The organism is Lachnoclostridium sp. Marseille-P6806 (assembly GCF_900625025.1).
Lineage (GTDB): Bacteria > Bacillota > Clostridia > Lachnospirales > Lachnospiraceae > CAG-791.
Map to the genome: position 1 here is coordinate 83,100 of NZ_LR130580.1, position 13,513 is coordinate 96,612.

Consider the following 13,513-nt stretch of genomic DNA (forward strand, 5'->3'; position numbering starts at 1 on the left):
GACGCTCCTGCCATCACTCCACGCCTTTCCGAAAATGTCCCCCGGTAAACGCCGCAAATGGAACGGCGACCTCTCTTTCCCCGTCCGCCATACGCCGGAACGAGCGCGTGATCCGCTGCGTCTCTCTTCCGTCCTCCGTCGTAAAACTCATGACAAAGCCGCGGCAGCCGGAAAGGAGAGGAGCTCCAAACGCCTTATGGAGCGAAAGGGGCACGCTGTTGTAAATGATGTTCTGGCAGTGCGTGCACACCGTGCGGACCGGAAAGGTCTGCTTTTTCCGATCTTCCAGAGCCCAAAACCCGTTCTCCTCAAGACGGCAGCTTTTCTCCGTCTTCCGGACGCAGCCCGCCGTGATCATCATCGGAACTCTCCCGTACACAGCGGCATAATGCCTGCCCTCCGGAAAGCTTTCCCGCAGCTCCCGTCCGCTGAGCTCCAGCGGCAGAATACAGTGATCCGCGTTCTCCCCAATCACCTCCATGGCCGCACGGTTCCAGCCGCAGACCGGCGTATCCGCAAAAACCGGACCGTGATATCCGCGGAAACGCAAGAATTCCAGCGCCTCAAGGCTGCGAATCAGCGCGCCCCGGTATTCTCCGGACAAAAGACGACGCAGCGCCTCATCCATCCACGCGGCGTCTCTGCGCCGGACAACATAGGGAAAGGCAAGCAGTTCCGCCGTTCCCGAGAGAAGAAAGGACTGGGAGTCATCTGCGGTTGCATCGGCGCCTCCTGCTCTTGCCCCCTCCGCCTGCGCGCGGGATATCACAACGGCAAGGAGCCTTACGGATAAATTCTCAGAAGCGCCTCCCGCACTCTCCTGCTGCGGCCTTTTTGGGGAAACCGTCTTTCCCGCTCCGTCCGCGGCCAGCAGTCTCCGCCGCCCGGCAAGGCGCGCCGCGCCGTCTCGTTTCCAGCACGCCTCGAGTTCCCCCGAGAGGCGTTCAAACGCCGTCCGGCGGAGCTCATTCAGCGACCGCACCGGAAGAAACACCTCGCCTGACCGGCGAATTTCAATCCGCTCCGCCGCAAAAACCGTGTCGCCGGTTTTCCCGAGGCTCCTGCGGATATCCTCCTCGGAAAGCGGGCGCTTTTCCGCCAGCTGCACAAGATCGCCCTCCGCGAGAACATCCCCCGTGAGGGCGCAGGGCGGATTTTCCCCGCCGAGGCGGAGCCGGAGCGCCGCAGGCTTTCCGGCCTCCAGCGTAATAAGCTCCGCCACTTTCGTCCGGCGGATCGGACGGACGTACTGCTCGCCCAGTCTCCGGATCAGCGCCTCATCCGCGCCGCGGTAGCCCGGTGCGGAAATGGTCACCATCTCCCGCCCGTTGCTTCGGTGATAGTACCCGCCGCAGAGATCCGTCCGCAGATAGAGAGCTTTCAGCTCCTCCATATCCTCCGGCGCCACCCTCCACGAGGACGCATCGCCCCGCTCCCGCAGACGGTAATAGAGGTCCATATATTTCCGGTAGAGCGCCGTAACCCCCGCCGCATATTCCGGGCGCTTCATCCGCCCCTCGATCTTGAACGAGTCAATGCCGGCCTCGATGAGCTCCGGAAGATATTCCAGAATGCACATATCACGCATCGACAGCGGATAGTATTCCCGTTTTCCCGCGTCCGGTCCCGCCGGAATCCCTTTTTCGTCCAGAATGCGGTAGGGCAGGCGGCAGGTCTGCGCACACCTCCCCCGATTGCCGCTCCGTCCCCCAAGAAAGCTGGAAAAGAGGCACTTTCCGGAATAACAGTAGCACATGGCTCCGTGAACAAAGGTCTCCGTCTCGACCGGAAGCTCCTCCCTCAGAGCTCGGACCTCCGAAAGAGAGAGTTCTCTTGCCGGAACCACTCTCGTTACGCCGAGCCGGACAAGGAAGCGCACGGCATCCGCGGTCGTAACAGACAGCTGCGTGCTCGCATGGATCGGGAGATCGGGAAATGCCTCATGAAGCACTTTCATCACTCCGATATCCTGAACGATCACACCGTCCAGTCCGTCCTCGCAAAGAGGCGCGAGAAACGGAATCAGCTCTCCCAGCTCTCTCTCCCGCGTGAGCGTATTGACCGTGAGATGAACACGGACACCGGACAGATGCGCCTCGCGCAGGCATTGCCGCAGCTCCTCATCGCTGAAATTGTCCGCGTAGGCCCGGGCTCCGAAGCGCCGCCCCGCAAGATATACGGCGTCAGCTCCGGCATTGACCGCGCCGCGGAATGCGTCATAGTTTCCGGCGGGAGCAAGAAGCTCCGCTCTGTGTTCCATTTTTTTACTCCTTACCGCCTGACACAAAAAGGAGCCGCCTGCAAAATCCCGGCTTCGCTCCCTGCCCGCCGCTCCCGCGACGGATACGCAGTTTACGAAGCTCCGGTCCTGCCGCACAGCACCCCGCCTGCCCTTATCCCGTTTTATCTCTGTTATTTCTGCCCGGCTTCGAGACGGACAATCTTCTTCGCTTTCTCCTCGTTTTCGGACTGCGCCCTGCGGAGAGCCTTTTCCGTCGTTTCCAGCTTAAGCTGCGTCGTGACAAGCTCATGCTTTAAGTCGTACAGATCCTTGGCCTTGGCATCCATTTCCTCCCGAAGAGCCTCCATCTGCCGCTTCATCTTAAAGCAGTCGTCCGCGATGTTGATCTCCAGCAGGAGACTCCGCAGCTCCTGAGAAATATGACGATATCCCTCTTCCCGCTGCATCTCTTCCAGCTTGCCGTTCAGATACGAGGCGATCTTCTGAATATACTCCTCGCTCTCATAACCGCTGAGGGTATATACCTTTCCGCCGATCACAACCTTTGTGTCATTTTTCGGTGTTTCCATACTCCCCCCCCACAGGCCCGGCCGTCCCATTTTCAGACTCCGCCGTCCGCAGCTTCACTGATTTTCTGCAACGGCTCTCTTATCATTCTATTCTGTATCTTCCGGCATTTCAAGACCGAGGTGGCGGTAGCAGGCCGCCGACGCGACCCGCCCCCGCGGCGTCCGGCTGATAAAGCCGAGCTGAAGAAGATACGGCTCGACTACATCCTCGATGGTCCCCGCATCCTCCCCGATGGAGGCTGCGAGCGTATCCAGTCCTGCCGGGCCGCCGCCGAATCTTCCGATAAGCGCATCCAGAAACTTCCGGTCCGTATAATCCAGACCGACCCGATCCACATCCATCATGTCCATGGCCGTCTCGGCGACCTTTACCGTCACCTTTCCGTTATGGCGAACCTCCGCATAGTCGCGCACACGCTTCAGGATCCGGTTGGCAAGACGGGGCGTCCCGCGGCTGCGCCGCGCCATCTCCTCCGCCGCGTCCTCCTCCACCTCGACGCCGAGCACCTTTGCCGAGTGAAGAAGAATCACCTGAAGCTGCGCCGGACTGTAAAAATCAAGCCTCTCGATCATGCCGAAGCGATCCCGGAGCGGTGCGGAGAGAAGCCCGGCCCGCGTCGTCGCCCCGACCAGAGTAAAGCGCGGAAGCTCCAGACGGATAGATTTGGCTGAGGAGCCCTTGCCGATCATGATGTCGATGGCATAGTCCTCCATCGCCGGATACAGAACCTCCTCCACCTGCTTGTTCAGACGGTGGATCTCATCGACAAAAAGGACGTCCCCCTCCTGAAGACCGTTGAGCACCGCCGCCATGTCGCCGGGCTTCTCGATGGCCGGCCCGCTGGTGATCTTGATCCCGACGCCCATCTCGTTGGCAATGATGCAGGAGAGCGTCGTTTTTCCGAGACCCGGAGGGCCGAAAAAAAGGACGTGGTCGAGAGGCTCCCCCCTCTTTCTTGCCGCCTCAACCGCAATACTGATATGCTGACGTATTTTATCCTGTCCGATATAATCCGCGAGCCGTCTCGGGCGGAGCGATCCCTCGATCGCTGCATCCTCCTCCGTAAAGCTCGTTTCGATCATACGTTTTTCCATGAATCTCTGTCTCCCGTTGCAAGCCGAAGCGCCGGCCCCGCGAAAAATCAGCGGATCAGCTTAAGGCCGCTCCGCAGCAGCTCCTCCGTGCCCGATGCGCCGCTCTCTTTCGCCTTTCGCACCGCACGGAGCGCCTCTGTCCGGGAATATCCGAGCGCGATGAGCGCCTCGGCCGCCTCCTCCGCGTCCCCGGACATATCTCCGCTTCCGGCCGTTTCCCCGGATGTCAGCGCCCCGGCGGCCTCCGCCGCCTCCTCCGCGCCGATCTTCTCGCGAAGCTCCAGAATGAGGCGTTCCGCCGTGCGCTTTCCCACACCGGGTGCACGTGAAATCGTCCGGGCATCCCCCGCCATAATGGCAAAGCGGAGGTCGTCCGCGCTCATCGCAGAAAGGAGAGAAAGACCCGCTTTCGGTCCGATCCCGCTCACCGTAATCAGCCTGCGGAACAGTGAAAGCTCATCCCGTGAGGCAAAGCCGTAGAGCGCAATCTGATCCTCCCTCACATAAGTATAAGTATACACCGTCGCCTCCGGACCGGAGCGCTGAAGCTTCGACGCTGTCGCGGGGGAAACCTGCACCTCGTAGCCGACGCCGCCGACCTCCAGCTCAAGAGCGGTATCCGAGATATGGTCAATCGTGCCTTTCAGAAACGAAATCATAGCCCGCTCTGTCCCTCCATTCCGTCCGTGACGGATGCCGCCTCGGCCCGGTATTCCGCCGCGGTTGCCGCATCGCCCATGCCGTCACAGACTGCCGCGCAGTTCCTGCAGATCAGCGCGTAGCTCTTCCCCCTGCCGTCCTGCTTCTCGATAAAGTCCCTGAGCTGCTCGTACTGCGCAAGTGCTTTTGCCGGACTTCCCTGCCGGTACAGCGCCTCCGCAATGCCGGCCATATTGGAGGCATAGTAAGGATTCCGGAACAGTTCGCCGCTCTCAAACGCGCGATTTGCCTCCCGGAAACAGGCCTCGGCCTCATAGAATCCGCCCTCAGCCAGATGGTTCATTCCCATGTTGGAAAAAAGCGTTCCGACGGACTCCGCGCCGCCCTGAATGCGGTCCAGAATCTGTCCTGCCCTCCGGTAGCAGCGGTCGGCCTCCTCATATCGCCCTGCGTCCCGATAGCCGTTTGCATGGCGCACCAGCACGGAAGCAAAATATTCGGTGTCGTCCTGCTCCATCTCCTCCAGCAGAAGAAGCAGATCATTCGATGCCGCCTCCGCCTTATCGAACTGCCCCGTCATCTGGTAGAAACGGACCATCTCCTCCGCCGCCGCGGCATACGCCTCGTAATTTTTTTCCTTATCCGCACGGAGGAGACTCCGAACCAGAAATTCCTCGATTTCCTCTGCGCTACCGTTCTGCGAAAGCAGATCAAGCGCCTGATAAAACTCTTCCGTCATAAAGCCGCCATTTCACTTGCTGTTGATATAATTGATCAGTCCCTCGGAGTCGATAATCTTTTGCATGAACGGAGGAAATGCCTGCCCCCGGAACGTCTCCCCGGTCGTCTCATCCGTAATAATTCCGGTATCAAAGTCCACCCGGACCCGGTCCCCCGCATGAATCCTCTCGGAGGCCTCTTTGCATTCCACAATCGGCAGACCGATGTTGATCGCGTTGCGGTAAAAAATACGGGCAAAGGTCTCCGCAATCACACAGGAAATGCCCGACGCCTTAATGGCGATCGGTGCATGCTCTCTGGAGGAGCCGCAGCCGAAATTTTTCCCTGCCACAATCATATCGCCCCTCTGCACTTTTGTCACAAATTCCCGGTCAATATCCTCCATGCAGTGCTTTGCCAGCTCTGCCGGGTCGCCGGTCGCAAGATATCTTGCCGGAATGATGACATCGGTATCCACATTGTCCCCGTAACGAAGTACGGTTCCGTTCGCTGCCTGCATAGCAATCCTCCATGCCGAAGCATTTTTAAGTATTTGTACTCCACAAAAGACGGGGTATTTGACCCTCGCGGCATTCGCCAAATGGACATGCAAGCATGCCCACTTGGCTCATTGCTCGCGGGAATCAATTCAGAAACCGGTAGGATCGGTGATCCGTCCCGTCACCGCGCTGGCCGCCGCCGTCGCAGGGCTCGCAAGATAGATCTCCGAGCTCACATCTCCCATGCGTCCCACAAAGTTCCGGTTTGTCGTCGACACGCAGCGCTCCCCGGCCGCAAGGATTCCCATATAGCCTCCGAGACACGGGCCGCAGGTGGGTGTGCTGACCACCGCGCCCGCCTCGATAAAGATCCGCAGCAGCCCCTCCTCCATCGCCTCCAGATAAATGCGCTCCGTGGCCGGAATGACAATGCAGCGGACTCCCTCTGTGACATGCCGTCCCCTGAGAATCTCCGCCGCCGCCCGAAGATCGCTGATGCGGCCGTTCGTACAGGATCCGATGACGACCTGATCGATCCGGATATCCGGAATATTTTCAAAGGTTCTCGCGTTCTCCGGCAGATGCGGGAACGAAACCGTGGGCCGCAGCGCGCAGAGGTCGATGTCGATCACGCGCGTGTACTCCGCGTCCGGATCCGCCGCACAGACCGTCCCGGGAGCCGCGCCGTGCTCTCTCTCATAGCGAAGCGTCTGCTCATCCACCGGGAAAATACCGTTCTTCGCCCCGGCCTCGATGGCCATATTGGCAATGGTAAAGCGGTCGTCCATGCTGAGCGCGGCGACGCCCTCGCCGGTGAACTCCATGGACTGATAGAGCGCGCCGTCCACGCCGATCATGCCGATGATATGCAGAATCACGTCCTTGCCCGATACGCGCGGAGGAAGACTTCCCGTCAGGCGAAACTGTATGGCCGACGGAACCTTGAACCATGCCTTTCCCGTCGTCATGCCCGCCGCCATATCGGTGCTCCCCACGCCGGTTGAAAATGCGCCGAGTGCCCCGTAGGTACAGGTATGGGAATCCGCGCCGATGACGACGTCTCCCGGCGCGATCAGGCCTTTCTCCGGGAGCAGGGCATGCTCGATGCCCATCTGCCCCACCTCAAAATAATTGGTGATTTTATTCTTTTTGGCAAACTCCCGGACACACTTGCAGTTTTCTGCCGACCGGATATCCTTTGCCGGGACAAAATGATCGGGAACCAGTGCAATCTTATCCCTGTCAAAGACCCCTTCTTTCCGGAATTTTTCCATTTCACGGATCGCGACGGGCGCTGTGATATCATTGCCGAGCACCAGATCCAGATCCGCCTCGATCAGCTGCCCCGCCTCCACCTCCGAAAGACCTGCGTGCGCCGCAAGAATCTTCTGTGTCATTGTCATTCCCATGGTTTCCTCCCCTCCGCGGCCGGTCCGCAGATGCCGCGGGTCAAGCGCCTTTCCCCGTTCTGTAAGGAAGCAGAAGTCTTCGCTCTTTTTACCAAAGAGGCCGTCTGCCGGAGAGCAAGCTCCCGTAGACGGCCTCTTCTTCATGATATTCCAAGGCAGATCAGTTATTGATCAGCTTGTCCTCTTCCTTATTCCAGCTGTACAGCTTGCGGATCTGCTCACCCACCTTCTCAAGCTCATGCTCGGCGTGGAGCTTGCGCATAGCCTTGAAGTGAACCTGTCCGCCAGCCTCGCTCATTTCCAGCAGGAACTCTCTGGCAAAGCTTCCGTCCTGAATATCGGACAGAATCTTCTTCATGGTCTTCTTTGTTTCCTCCGTGACGATCTTGGGGCCGGTGACATAATCGCCGTACTCCGCCGTATTGGAGATGGAGTAGCGCATGCCGGCAAAACCGGACTGATAGATCAGATCGACGATCAGCTTCATCTCATGGATGCACTCAAAATACGCATTGCGCGGATCATAGCCCGCCTCGGTCAACGTCTCGAAGCCCGCCTGCATCAGAGCGCAGACGCCGCCGCACAGCACGGCCTGCTCGCCGAAAAGATCCGTCTCCGTCTCCGTGCGGAATGTCGTCTCGAGAAGCCCCGCTCTTGCTCCGCCCATCGCCGCACCGTAGGCGAGCGCTTTCTCAAGCGCCTTTCCTGTGGCATCCTGCTGCACAGCCACCAGCATCGGGGTGCCCTTGCCCGCCTGATACTCGGATCGGACCGTGTGGCCGGGCGCCTTGGGAGCGATCATCGCAACGTCGATGTCAGCCGCCGGACGGATAAGGCCGAAGTGAATATTGAAGCCGTGCGCAAACATCAGCATGGATCCGGACCGGAGATTCGGCTCGATGTCTTTCCGGTAGCAGGCCGCCTGCTTCTCATCCGGGATGAGCACCATGACGACATCCGCCGCCGCGACCGCCTCTCCGACAGGAAGCACCGCCAGCCCCTGCGCCCTTGCCTTGTCCGCCGAGCGGGAGCCCTCATACAGACCGACGACGACGTCCATGCCGGAATCCTTAAGATTCAGCGCATGCGCATGACCCTGACTGCCGTAGCCGATGACAGCGATCTTTTTCCCCTCCAAGAGGGACATGTTGCAGTCTTCCTGATAATAGATCCTTGCTTCCGACATCTTCCTTTTCCTCCTCTGTGATCTGTCTTCTGATCCGTGTTCTGTAAAGCTGTCTTCTGTGAACCTGTCTGCCGTCTTTCGTCCTGCCGCGGTCTGCGCTGCCTTCCCTCAGACCACGCGGTCCGTCCCGCTCAGATAGACGACGTTCTCTATCCCGCGCGCAAGACCCGCAATCCCCGTTCTTGCCAGTTCAAGGATCTCATAGCCGTCCAGCAGCCGCAGAAAAGCGTCGATCTTGGCCTGATTGCCGGTAATCTCGATCATCAGTGATTCGGGAGCCACATCGATGATGCCGGCGCGGAAGATATTCGTCAGGGCAATGACACCCTGCCTCTGCTGCGCGTCGCAGCGCACCTTGATCATCGCCAGCTCCCGGTATACGGAATCCTCCGGCCGGAGCTGCCGGATGTCGCGGACATCGACCAGCTTCGCCACCTGCTTCTCGATCTGGTCCAGAATATCGTCGTCGCCGTGCGTGACAATCGTGATGCGGGTGATCCCGGGATCCGCCGTCACTCCGGCCGTGATGCTGTCGATATTGTATCCTCTGCGGGAGAACAGGCCCGAGATCCGGCTCAGAATACCGAACGTATTGTCGACAAGAAGCTGCAGAACCACTCTTTTCACCTGCTGTTCTTCCATTGGCGTCCCCTCCTCTCCGCCCACAATGCGCCGCCTCGTCTCTGTCCGTGCGAGGCGGACGTATGTCGCCTCAGCACGGGCGGGTTAATCGAGATTATAGCGCCGGGACAGGCCTGTGTCAACGAGAAGCGTCGCGGCATTTGGACAGGGCGAGCGTTCCGGTCCGCGTGATCTCCACGATGCTGACCGTGCGCAGCGTGTCGAGAAAAATCTGAACCCGCTCCGGCGTGTCGCAGATCTGGATCGTCATCAGATTTTTGGACATATCGATGATCTGCGCACCCATGATCTGGCTGTTCTCCATGATATCCCTGCGGTTGTCACGATTGTACCGGAGCTTGACCAGCATCAGTTCCCGGGAGACCGCCTCCTCTTCGCCGTAGGTTTTGACCTTGATGACGTCGAGCTTCTTATTGAGCTGCTTCTCAATCTGCTCCAGCGTCCTGCGGTCTCCGCTGCTGACGATGATCATATTGGATATCTCCGGATCGTCCGTGGTTCCGACCGCCAGCGAATCAATATTGAAGCATCTCCTCCAGAAAAGCCCTGCGACCTTGCAGAGCACGCCGGCCTTGTTTTCCACCAGTACGGAATAAATTCTTTTCATATTCTCACCCCTGCGAAGTATCCTGCACAGTCCCTGCCGCCGCTCCCGTCAGGCAATCTCGTCGGGATCGACGATCACCTCCAGAAGAACGGATTCCTGCGCGTCCAGAAACGCGCGGATACACTCCTCCATGGGAACCTCCATATCCAGACGCTCATAACGCATACCATACGCCTCCGCAATGCGGTCAAGTCTGGGACTTCCCGTGAGATCCGTGACGGAATACCGGTCGCGGTAGACAAAATGCTGGTGCTGACGGACCAGTCCCAGCGTGTCATTCCGAAGCACGACAATCTTTAACGGCACGCCGTACTGACAGGCCGTGCCCAGCTCCATGAACGACATCTGGAACGCGCCGTCACCGGTCACGGCGACCACCTGCCGCGCAGGAGCCGCGAGCTTCGCGCCGAGCGCCGCGCCGACGGAATACCCCATGGTTCCCATGCCGCCGGAGGTGAGGAAGCGCCCCTCCCGTATCACGGCCGAAGAGCAGGACCACATCTGATTCTGTCCGACATCTGCGACATAGACGCCGTCTTTCTCCATGGCAAGGGTGAGCCGGCGGATAAACGCTCTCGGATCCACCGCTCCGGCAGCCCGCGTCTTTGCCGCGCTCTCCTCCCGAAGCGCCCGGCTCTCCCTCTCCTCCTCCCGGAAGCCGCCGAGCTCCTCTGCCCACGCCGTATAGTCTGCCGTGAGCTCCTCCTTGCCGAGCGCATCAAAAATCGCCCGGATATCTCCGACGAGGGGAATGTTCGGCCCGACGTTCTTTCCGATTTCCGCCGGATCCACATCAATATGCACCAGCGTTTTTCCCTCTGTAATGACCGCCGGGCGATTGATCGACCGGTCGGCGACGCGGGCGCCGGCCATAATAACCAGATCCGCCGCATTCATCGCCCGGTTTGCGCAGGCTTGTCCGTTGTTCCCGACCATGCCGAAAAACAGAGGATGCTCCGTAGGCATGGCGGAAAGCCCCATCATCGTGCAGACCACCGGGATTCCGTGGCGTTCTGCAAAATCCCGCACCTGTTCCGCTGCCCCGGCAAGATGTACGCCGCCTCCGATGCACATGATCGGCCGCTCCGCCTCTCCGAGCTGCTTTGCCACCTTACGGATCTGCACCATGTTGCCGCTGACCGTGGGCTTATAGGTGCGCATGGAGACCGTTTCCGGATAGGAAAACCGGCTCAGCGTCTCTTTCTGGATATCCGCCGGAAAGTCAATGAGAACCGGCCCCTTTCGTCCCGAATTCGCGATGTAAAAGGCCTCGCGGAAGATGCGGGACACGTCCGCAGCCCGCCGGACGATGTAGCTGTATTTTACAAAGGACTCGACCGCGCCCGAAATATCCGCCTCCTGAAACACGTCCGAGCCCATCTGCCCGGTGTCGACCTGCCCGGTGATGCAGACCATGGGAATGCTGTCGGCAAAGGCCGTGGCAATTCCTGTGATCAGATTCTCCGCACCGGGGCCGCTTGTGACGGCGACGACGCCGACCTTTCCCGAGATCCGGCTGTATCCGCTGGCTTCATGCGCCGCATTCTGCTCCTGCCGGACCAGAATCGTCCGTATCTCCGTATTCAGTATGCTGTCATAGAAAGGACAAATCGCTACGCCGGGATAGCCGAAGACATACTCGACCTCCTCCGCCTCAAGACATCTGACTGCCGCATCCGCACCGTTCATTATGCTCCTCCTCCGGGCTTTCTCTGCATGAACATACCGGCTCCTTTCGTAATTGTATTTACTCTAGCACAGTTGACCGCAAATTGGCATCTGTTTCTTTCCGGTCGCCACAGACAGCGGGACGGCTTCCTCCGCAGGCGGAAAAGATTGCCGTGCGCCCCCGGCTGTGCTAAAGTAAGCCGGTATAAAGAATATTCTGAGAATCGACGATTTCATACAGAAATTTCATATGGAGATTTCACACCTTGAAGCATAACAGATTCTGTTCATTCCGTCCTGCGCAGCTCCTGTCCGCGCTTTTTACGCTTTTTCTCGCCGTCTCTCTCGCCGCCTGCGGCGGGGAGGAGCCGCCGGAGGACATTGCGGCCTACCGGGAGGCCATGACAGGCTTTTTCGACGAGCTCTCGGCATGCCAGACGGAATTTTCCTCCATCGATGTCTCCGCAGACGACGCTGAGACAAGGCTCCTTGCGGTGATCGGCCGGATGGACGAGTGCTGCCGGAGCGCCGCGGAGGCGGAGCCCCCTGCGGAATTTGAGAATGTGAGGAACATGGCGAAGGAGGCTTCCTCCTGCATGGAGGAGGCAAAAACGCAGTTCCATGCAGCCTTTGAGGGTGAGGCCTATGACCCGGAGGCCTACGACCGCGCCATGCAGTCCTATGAGGCGGCCGGCGTCCGCATCGGCTATATGGCCTCCCTGCTCCACGGAGTCATTCCGGAGGGCGTCACCGTCATCGATTCGGAACCCGTCTCCGAATCGGAGGCCGCTGACCCGGGAACCGCCCCGGCCCCCGGATAAACGCAGAAAAACAGCCCGGCAGAAGCACCTGTCTGATATGCTCTGCCCGGGCTGTCTGTATAACTCTCACAAAAACACACTTACAATACGACTTTCTTAAAGCTCTTCTTTCCCCGCTTCACGAGAATTCCCTGCCGAAGCTGCTCTTTCGTATAGGACTCGCGGATGGAACTCACTTTCTCTCCGTCCACCGTGACGCCGCCCTGCTCCACATTCCGGCGCGCCTCCGACCGGGTTCCGGCAAGTCCGGACTTCACCATAACCGCGAGAATATCAATGGTTCCGTCCTCCTGAAAATCCTCTTCGGCAAGAGTCTCGGTCGGCAGATGCTCGGAATTCATGTCCACCGCGCCGGAGAACAGTGCCTCCGCGCCGGCTTTCGCTTTCTTCGCCTCCTCCTCGCCATGCACCAGCGTGGTGAGCTCCGAGGCAAGTATAGTCTTGGCCTCGTTCAGCCGGCTTCCGTCCCAGCGGTCCATCTCGTCGATTTCCTCAAGGGGCAGGAATGTCAGCATCCGCAGGCATTTCAGCACATCGACATCGTCGATGTTTCTCCAATACTGGTAAAAATCATAGGGGGAGGTCTTGTCCGGATCGAGCCAGACCGCGCCGCCGCTCGTCTTTCCCATCTTGGTTCCGTCGTGCTTCAGCAGCAGCGTGATGGTCATGGCGTAGGCGTCCCTGCCCAGCTTTTTGCGGATCAGCTCCGTGCCTCCCAGCATATTACTCCACTGGTCGTCGCCACCGAACTGCATATTGCAGCCGTAGTCCTCATAGAGCTTCAGGAAGTCATAACTCTGCATCAGCATGTAGCTGAACTCCAGAAAGGACAGCCCCTGCTCGAGGCGGTTCACATAGCAGCGCGCCCGGAGCATGTCGTTCACGGAGAAGCACGGTCCGATGTCACGCATGAAATCCATGAAATTCAGATTTCTGAGCCAGTCTGCGTTGTTGACCATCTGCGCCTTGCCGGGGCCGAATTCGATGAAGCGGCTCATCTGCCGCTGAAAGCACTCCACGTTGTGATCAATCGTCTCCGTCGTCATCATCTGACGCAGATCGGAACGGCCGGACGGATCGCCGATCATCGCGGTCCCCCCGCCCACAAGGGCGATCGGACGGTTGCCTGCCATCTGCAGGCGCTTCATAAGACAGAGCGCCATGAAATGACCCACATGGAGCGAGTCGGCCGTGGGATCGAAGCCGATGTAGAACGTGGCCTTTCCCGCATTGATGAGCTCACATATCTCCTCTTCGTCCGTAAGCTGTGCCAGAAGCCCCCGGCGCTGCAGCTCTTCATAAATTTTCATTCAAATCCTCCCTTGCATCTCTGTAATAGCTTGCGAACCCTGTTGTGCGGAGGACGTATCCGCCGCACCCTGACACAGACCGCT

13 protein-coding genes are annotated in these 13,513 nt (G+C 59.2%); 1 reads left to right on the forward strand and 12 read right to left on the reverse strand.

Translation table 11 applies throughout. The annotated features are described in order from the left end of the window. Positions 1–13: 13 nt before the first annotated feature. The 11 genes from E0E20_RS09190 to ilvB all read right to left on the reverse strand — a co-directional run bounded on the left by E0E20_RS09190 (position 14) and on the right by ilvB (position 11,319). Positions 14–2,260, reverse strand: coding sequence for a peptidase U32 family protein (locus E0E20_RS09190; RefSeq protein ID WP_130837915.1), 2,247 nt, complete (start codon positions 2,258–2,260; stop codon positions 14–16). A gap of 152 nt (positions 2,261–2,412) precedes the next feature. After that, the gene (locus tag E0E20_RS09195; RefSeq protein WP_130837916.1) at positions 2,413–2,811 is read right to left on the reverse strand and encodes a cell division protein ZapA; all 399 of its coding nucleotides are present in this window, start codon (positions 2,809–2,811) and stop codon (positions 2,413–2,415) included. 87 nt (positions 2,812–2,898) lie between these two features. Next, a complete protein-coding gene (gene ruvB, locus E0E20_RS09200; protein WP_130837917.1) occupies positions 2,899–3,906 on the reverse strand; it encodes a Holliday junction branch migration DNA helicase RuvB in 1,008 nt (335 codons plus the stop codon). A gap of 47 nt (positions 3,907–3,953) precedes the next feature. Further along, a complete protein-coding gene (gene ruvA / locus E0E20_RS09205; RefSeq protein WP_130837918.1) occupies positions 3,954–4,565 on the reverse strand; it encodes a Holliday junction branch migration protein RuvA in 612 nt (203 codons plus the stop codon). Continuing rightward, a complete protein-coding gene (locus tag E0E20_RS09210; protein WP_130837919.1) occupies positions 4,562–5,305 on the reverse strand; it encodes a tetratricopeptide repeat protein in 744 nt (247 codons plus the stop codon). Before E0E20_RS09210 ends, ruvA begins: the two co-directional genes overlap by 4 nt. 12 nt (positions 5,306–5,317) lie before the next feature. After that, positions 5,318–5,806, reverse strand: a complete 489-nt coding sequence (leuD, locus tag E0E20_RS09215; protein WP_130837920.1) for a 3-isopropylmalate dehydratase small subunit — start codon at positions 5,804–5,806, stop codon at positions 5,318–5,320. Between the two features lie 129 nt (positions 5,807–5,935). After that, a complete protein-coding gene (gene leuC / locus E0E20_RS09220; RefSeq protein ID WP_130837921.1) occupies positions 5,936–7,195 on the reverse strand; it encodes a 3-isopropylmalate dehydratase large subunit in 1,260 nt (419 codons plus the stop codon). A 160-nt stretch (positions 7,196–7,355) separates the two neighbouring features. Further along, positions 7,356–8,381: a ketol-acid reductoisomerase gene (ilvC, locus tag E0E20_RS09225; RefSeq protein ID WP_130837922.1), complete on the reverse strand. Its 1,026-nt coding sequence runs from the start codon at positions 8,379–8,381 to the stop codon at positions 7,356–7,358. A 108-nt stretch (positions 8,382–8,489) separates the two neighbouring features. Then, positions 8,490–9,023, reverse strand: coding sequence for an acetolactate synthase small subunit (gene ilvN, locus E0E20_RS09230; protein ID WP_130837923.1), 534 nt, complete (start codon positions 9,021–9,023; stop codon positions 8,490–8,492). Between the two features lie 118 nt (positions 9,024–9,141). Further along, on the reverse strand, positions 9,142–9,630 hold the full coding sequence (ilvN, locus tag E0E20_RS09235) for an acetolactate synthase small subunit (protein WP_130837924.1): 489 nt from the start codon (positions 9,628–9,630) through the stop codon (positions 9,142–9,144). Positions 9,631–9,678: 48 nt separating this feature from the next. Beyond that, complete coding sequence (gene ilvB, locus E0E20_RS09240; protein WP_130837925.1) at positions 9,679–11,319, reverse strand: biosynthetic-type acetolactate synthase large subunit; 1,641 nt, start codon at positions 11,317–11,319, stop codon at positions 9,679–9,681. Positions 11,320–11,564: 245 nt separating this feature from the next. Between ilvB and E0E20_RS09245 the strand changes: the two genes are divergently transcribed. Continuing rightward, a complete protein-coding gene (locus E0E20_RS09245) occupies positions 11,565–12,119 on the forward strand; it encodes a hypothetical protein (protein WP_130837926.1) in 555 nt (184 codons plus the stop codon). An 80-nt stretch (positions 12,120–12,199) separates the two neighbouring features. On the opposite strand, the gene tyrS is transcribed toward E0E20_RS09245, so the two are convergent. Next, on the reverse strand, positions 12,200–13,429 hold the full coding sequence (tyrS, locus tag E0E20_RS09250) for a tyrosine--tRNA ligase (protein ID WP_130837927.1): 1,230 nt from the start codon (positions 13,427–13,429) through the stop codon (positions 12,200–12,202). Between the last annotated feature and the right edge of the window lie 84 nt (positions 13,430–13,513).

What these genes read in the sequence shown, in the direction of transcription:
- E0E20_RS09190 (WP_130837915.1), bottom strand. Translation starts at nt 2,260, where the DNA reads ATGGAACACAGAGCGGAGCTTCTTGCTCCCGCCGGAAACTATGACGCA.
- E0E20_RS09195 (WP_130837916.1), bottom strand. Translation starts at nt 2,811, where the DNA reads ATGGAAACACCGAAAAATGACACAAAGGTTGTGATCGGCGGAAAGGTA.
- ruvB (WP_130837917.1), bottom strand. Translation starts at nt 3,906, where the DNA reads ATGGAAAAACGTATGATCGAAACGAGCTTTACGGAGGAGGATGCAGCG.
- ruvA (WP_130837918.1), bottom strand. Translation starts at nt 4,565, where the DNA reads ATGATTTCGTTTCTGAAAGGCACGATTGACCATATCTCGGATACCGCT.
- E0E20_RS09210 (WP_130837919.1), bottom strand. Translation starts at nt 5,305, where the DNA reads ATGACGGAAGAGTTTTATCAGGCGCTTGATCTGCTTTCGCAGAACGGT.
- leuD (WP_130837920.1), bottom strand. Translation starts at nt 5,806, where the DNA reads ATGCAGGCAGCGAACGGAACCGTACTTCGTTACGGGGACAATGTGGAT.
- leuC (WP_130837921.1), bottom strand. Translation starts at nt 7,195, where the DNA reads ATGGGAATGACAATGACACAGAAGATTCTTGCGGCGCACGCAGGTCTT.
- ilvC (WP_130837922.1), bottom strand. Translation starts at nt 8,381, where the DNA reads ATGTCGGAAGCAAGGATCTATTATCAGGAAGACTGCAACATGTCCCTC.
- ilvN (WP_130837923.1), bottom strand. Translation starts at nt 9,023, where the DNA reads ATGGAAGAACAGCAGGTGAAAAGAGTGGTTCTGCAGCTTCTTGTCGAC.
- ilvN (WP_130837924.1), bottom strand. Translation starts at nt 9,630, where the DNA reads ATGAAAAGAATTTATTCCGTACTGGTGGAAAACAAGGCCGGCGTGCTC.
- ilvB (WP_130837925.1), bottom strand. Translation starts at nt 11,319, where the DNA reads ATGAACGGTGCGGATGCGGCAGTCAGATGTCTTGAGGCGGAGGAGGTC.
- tyrS (WP_130837927.1), bottom strand. Translation starts at nt 13,429, where the DNA reads ATGAAAATTTATGAAGAGCTGCAGCGCCGGGGGCTTCTGGCACAGCTT.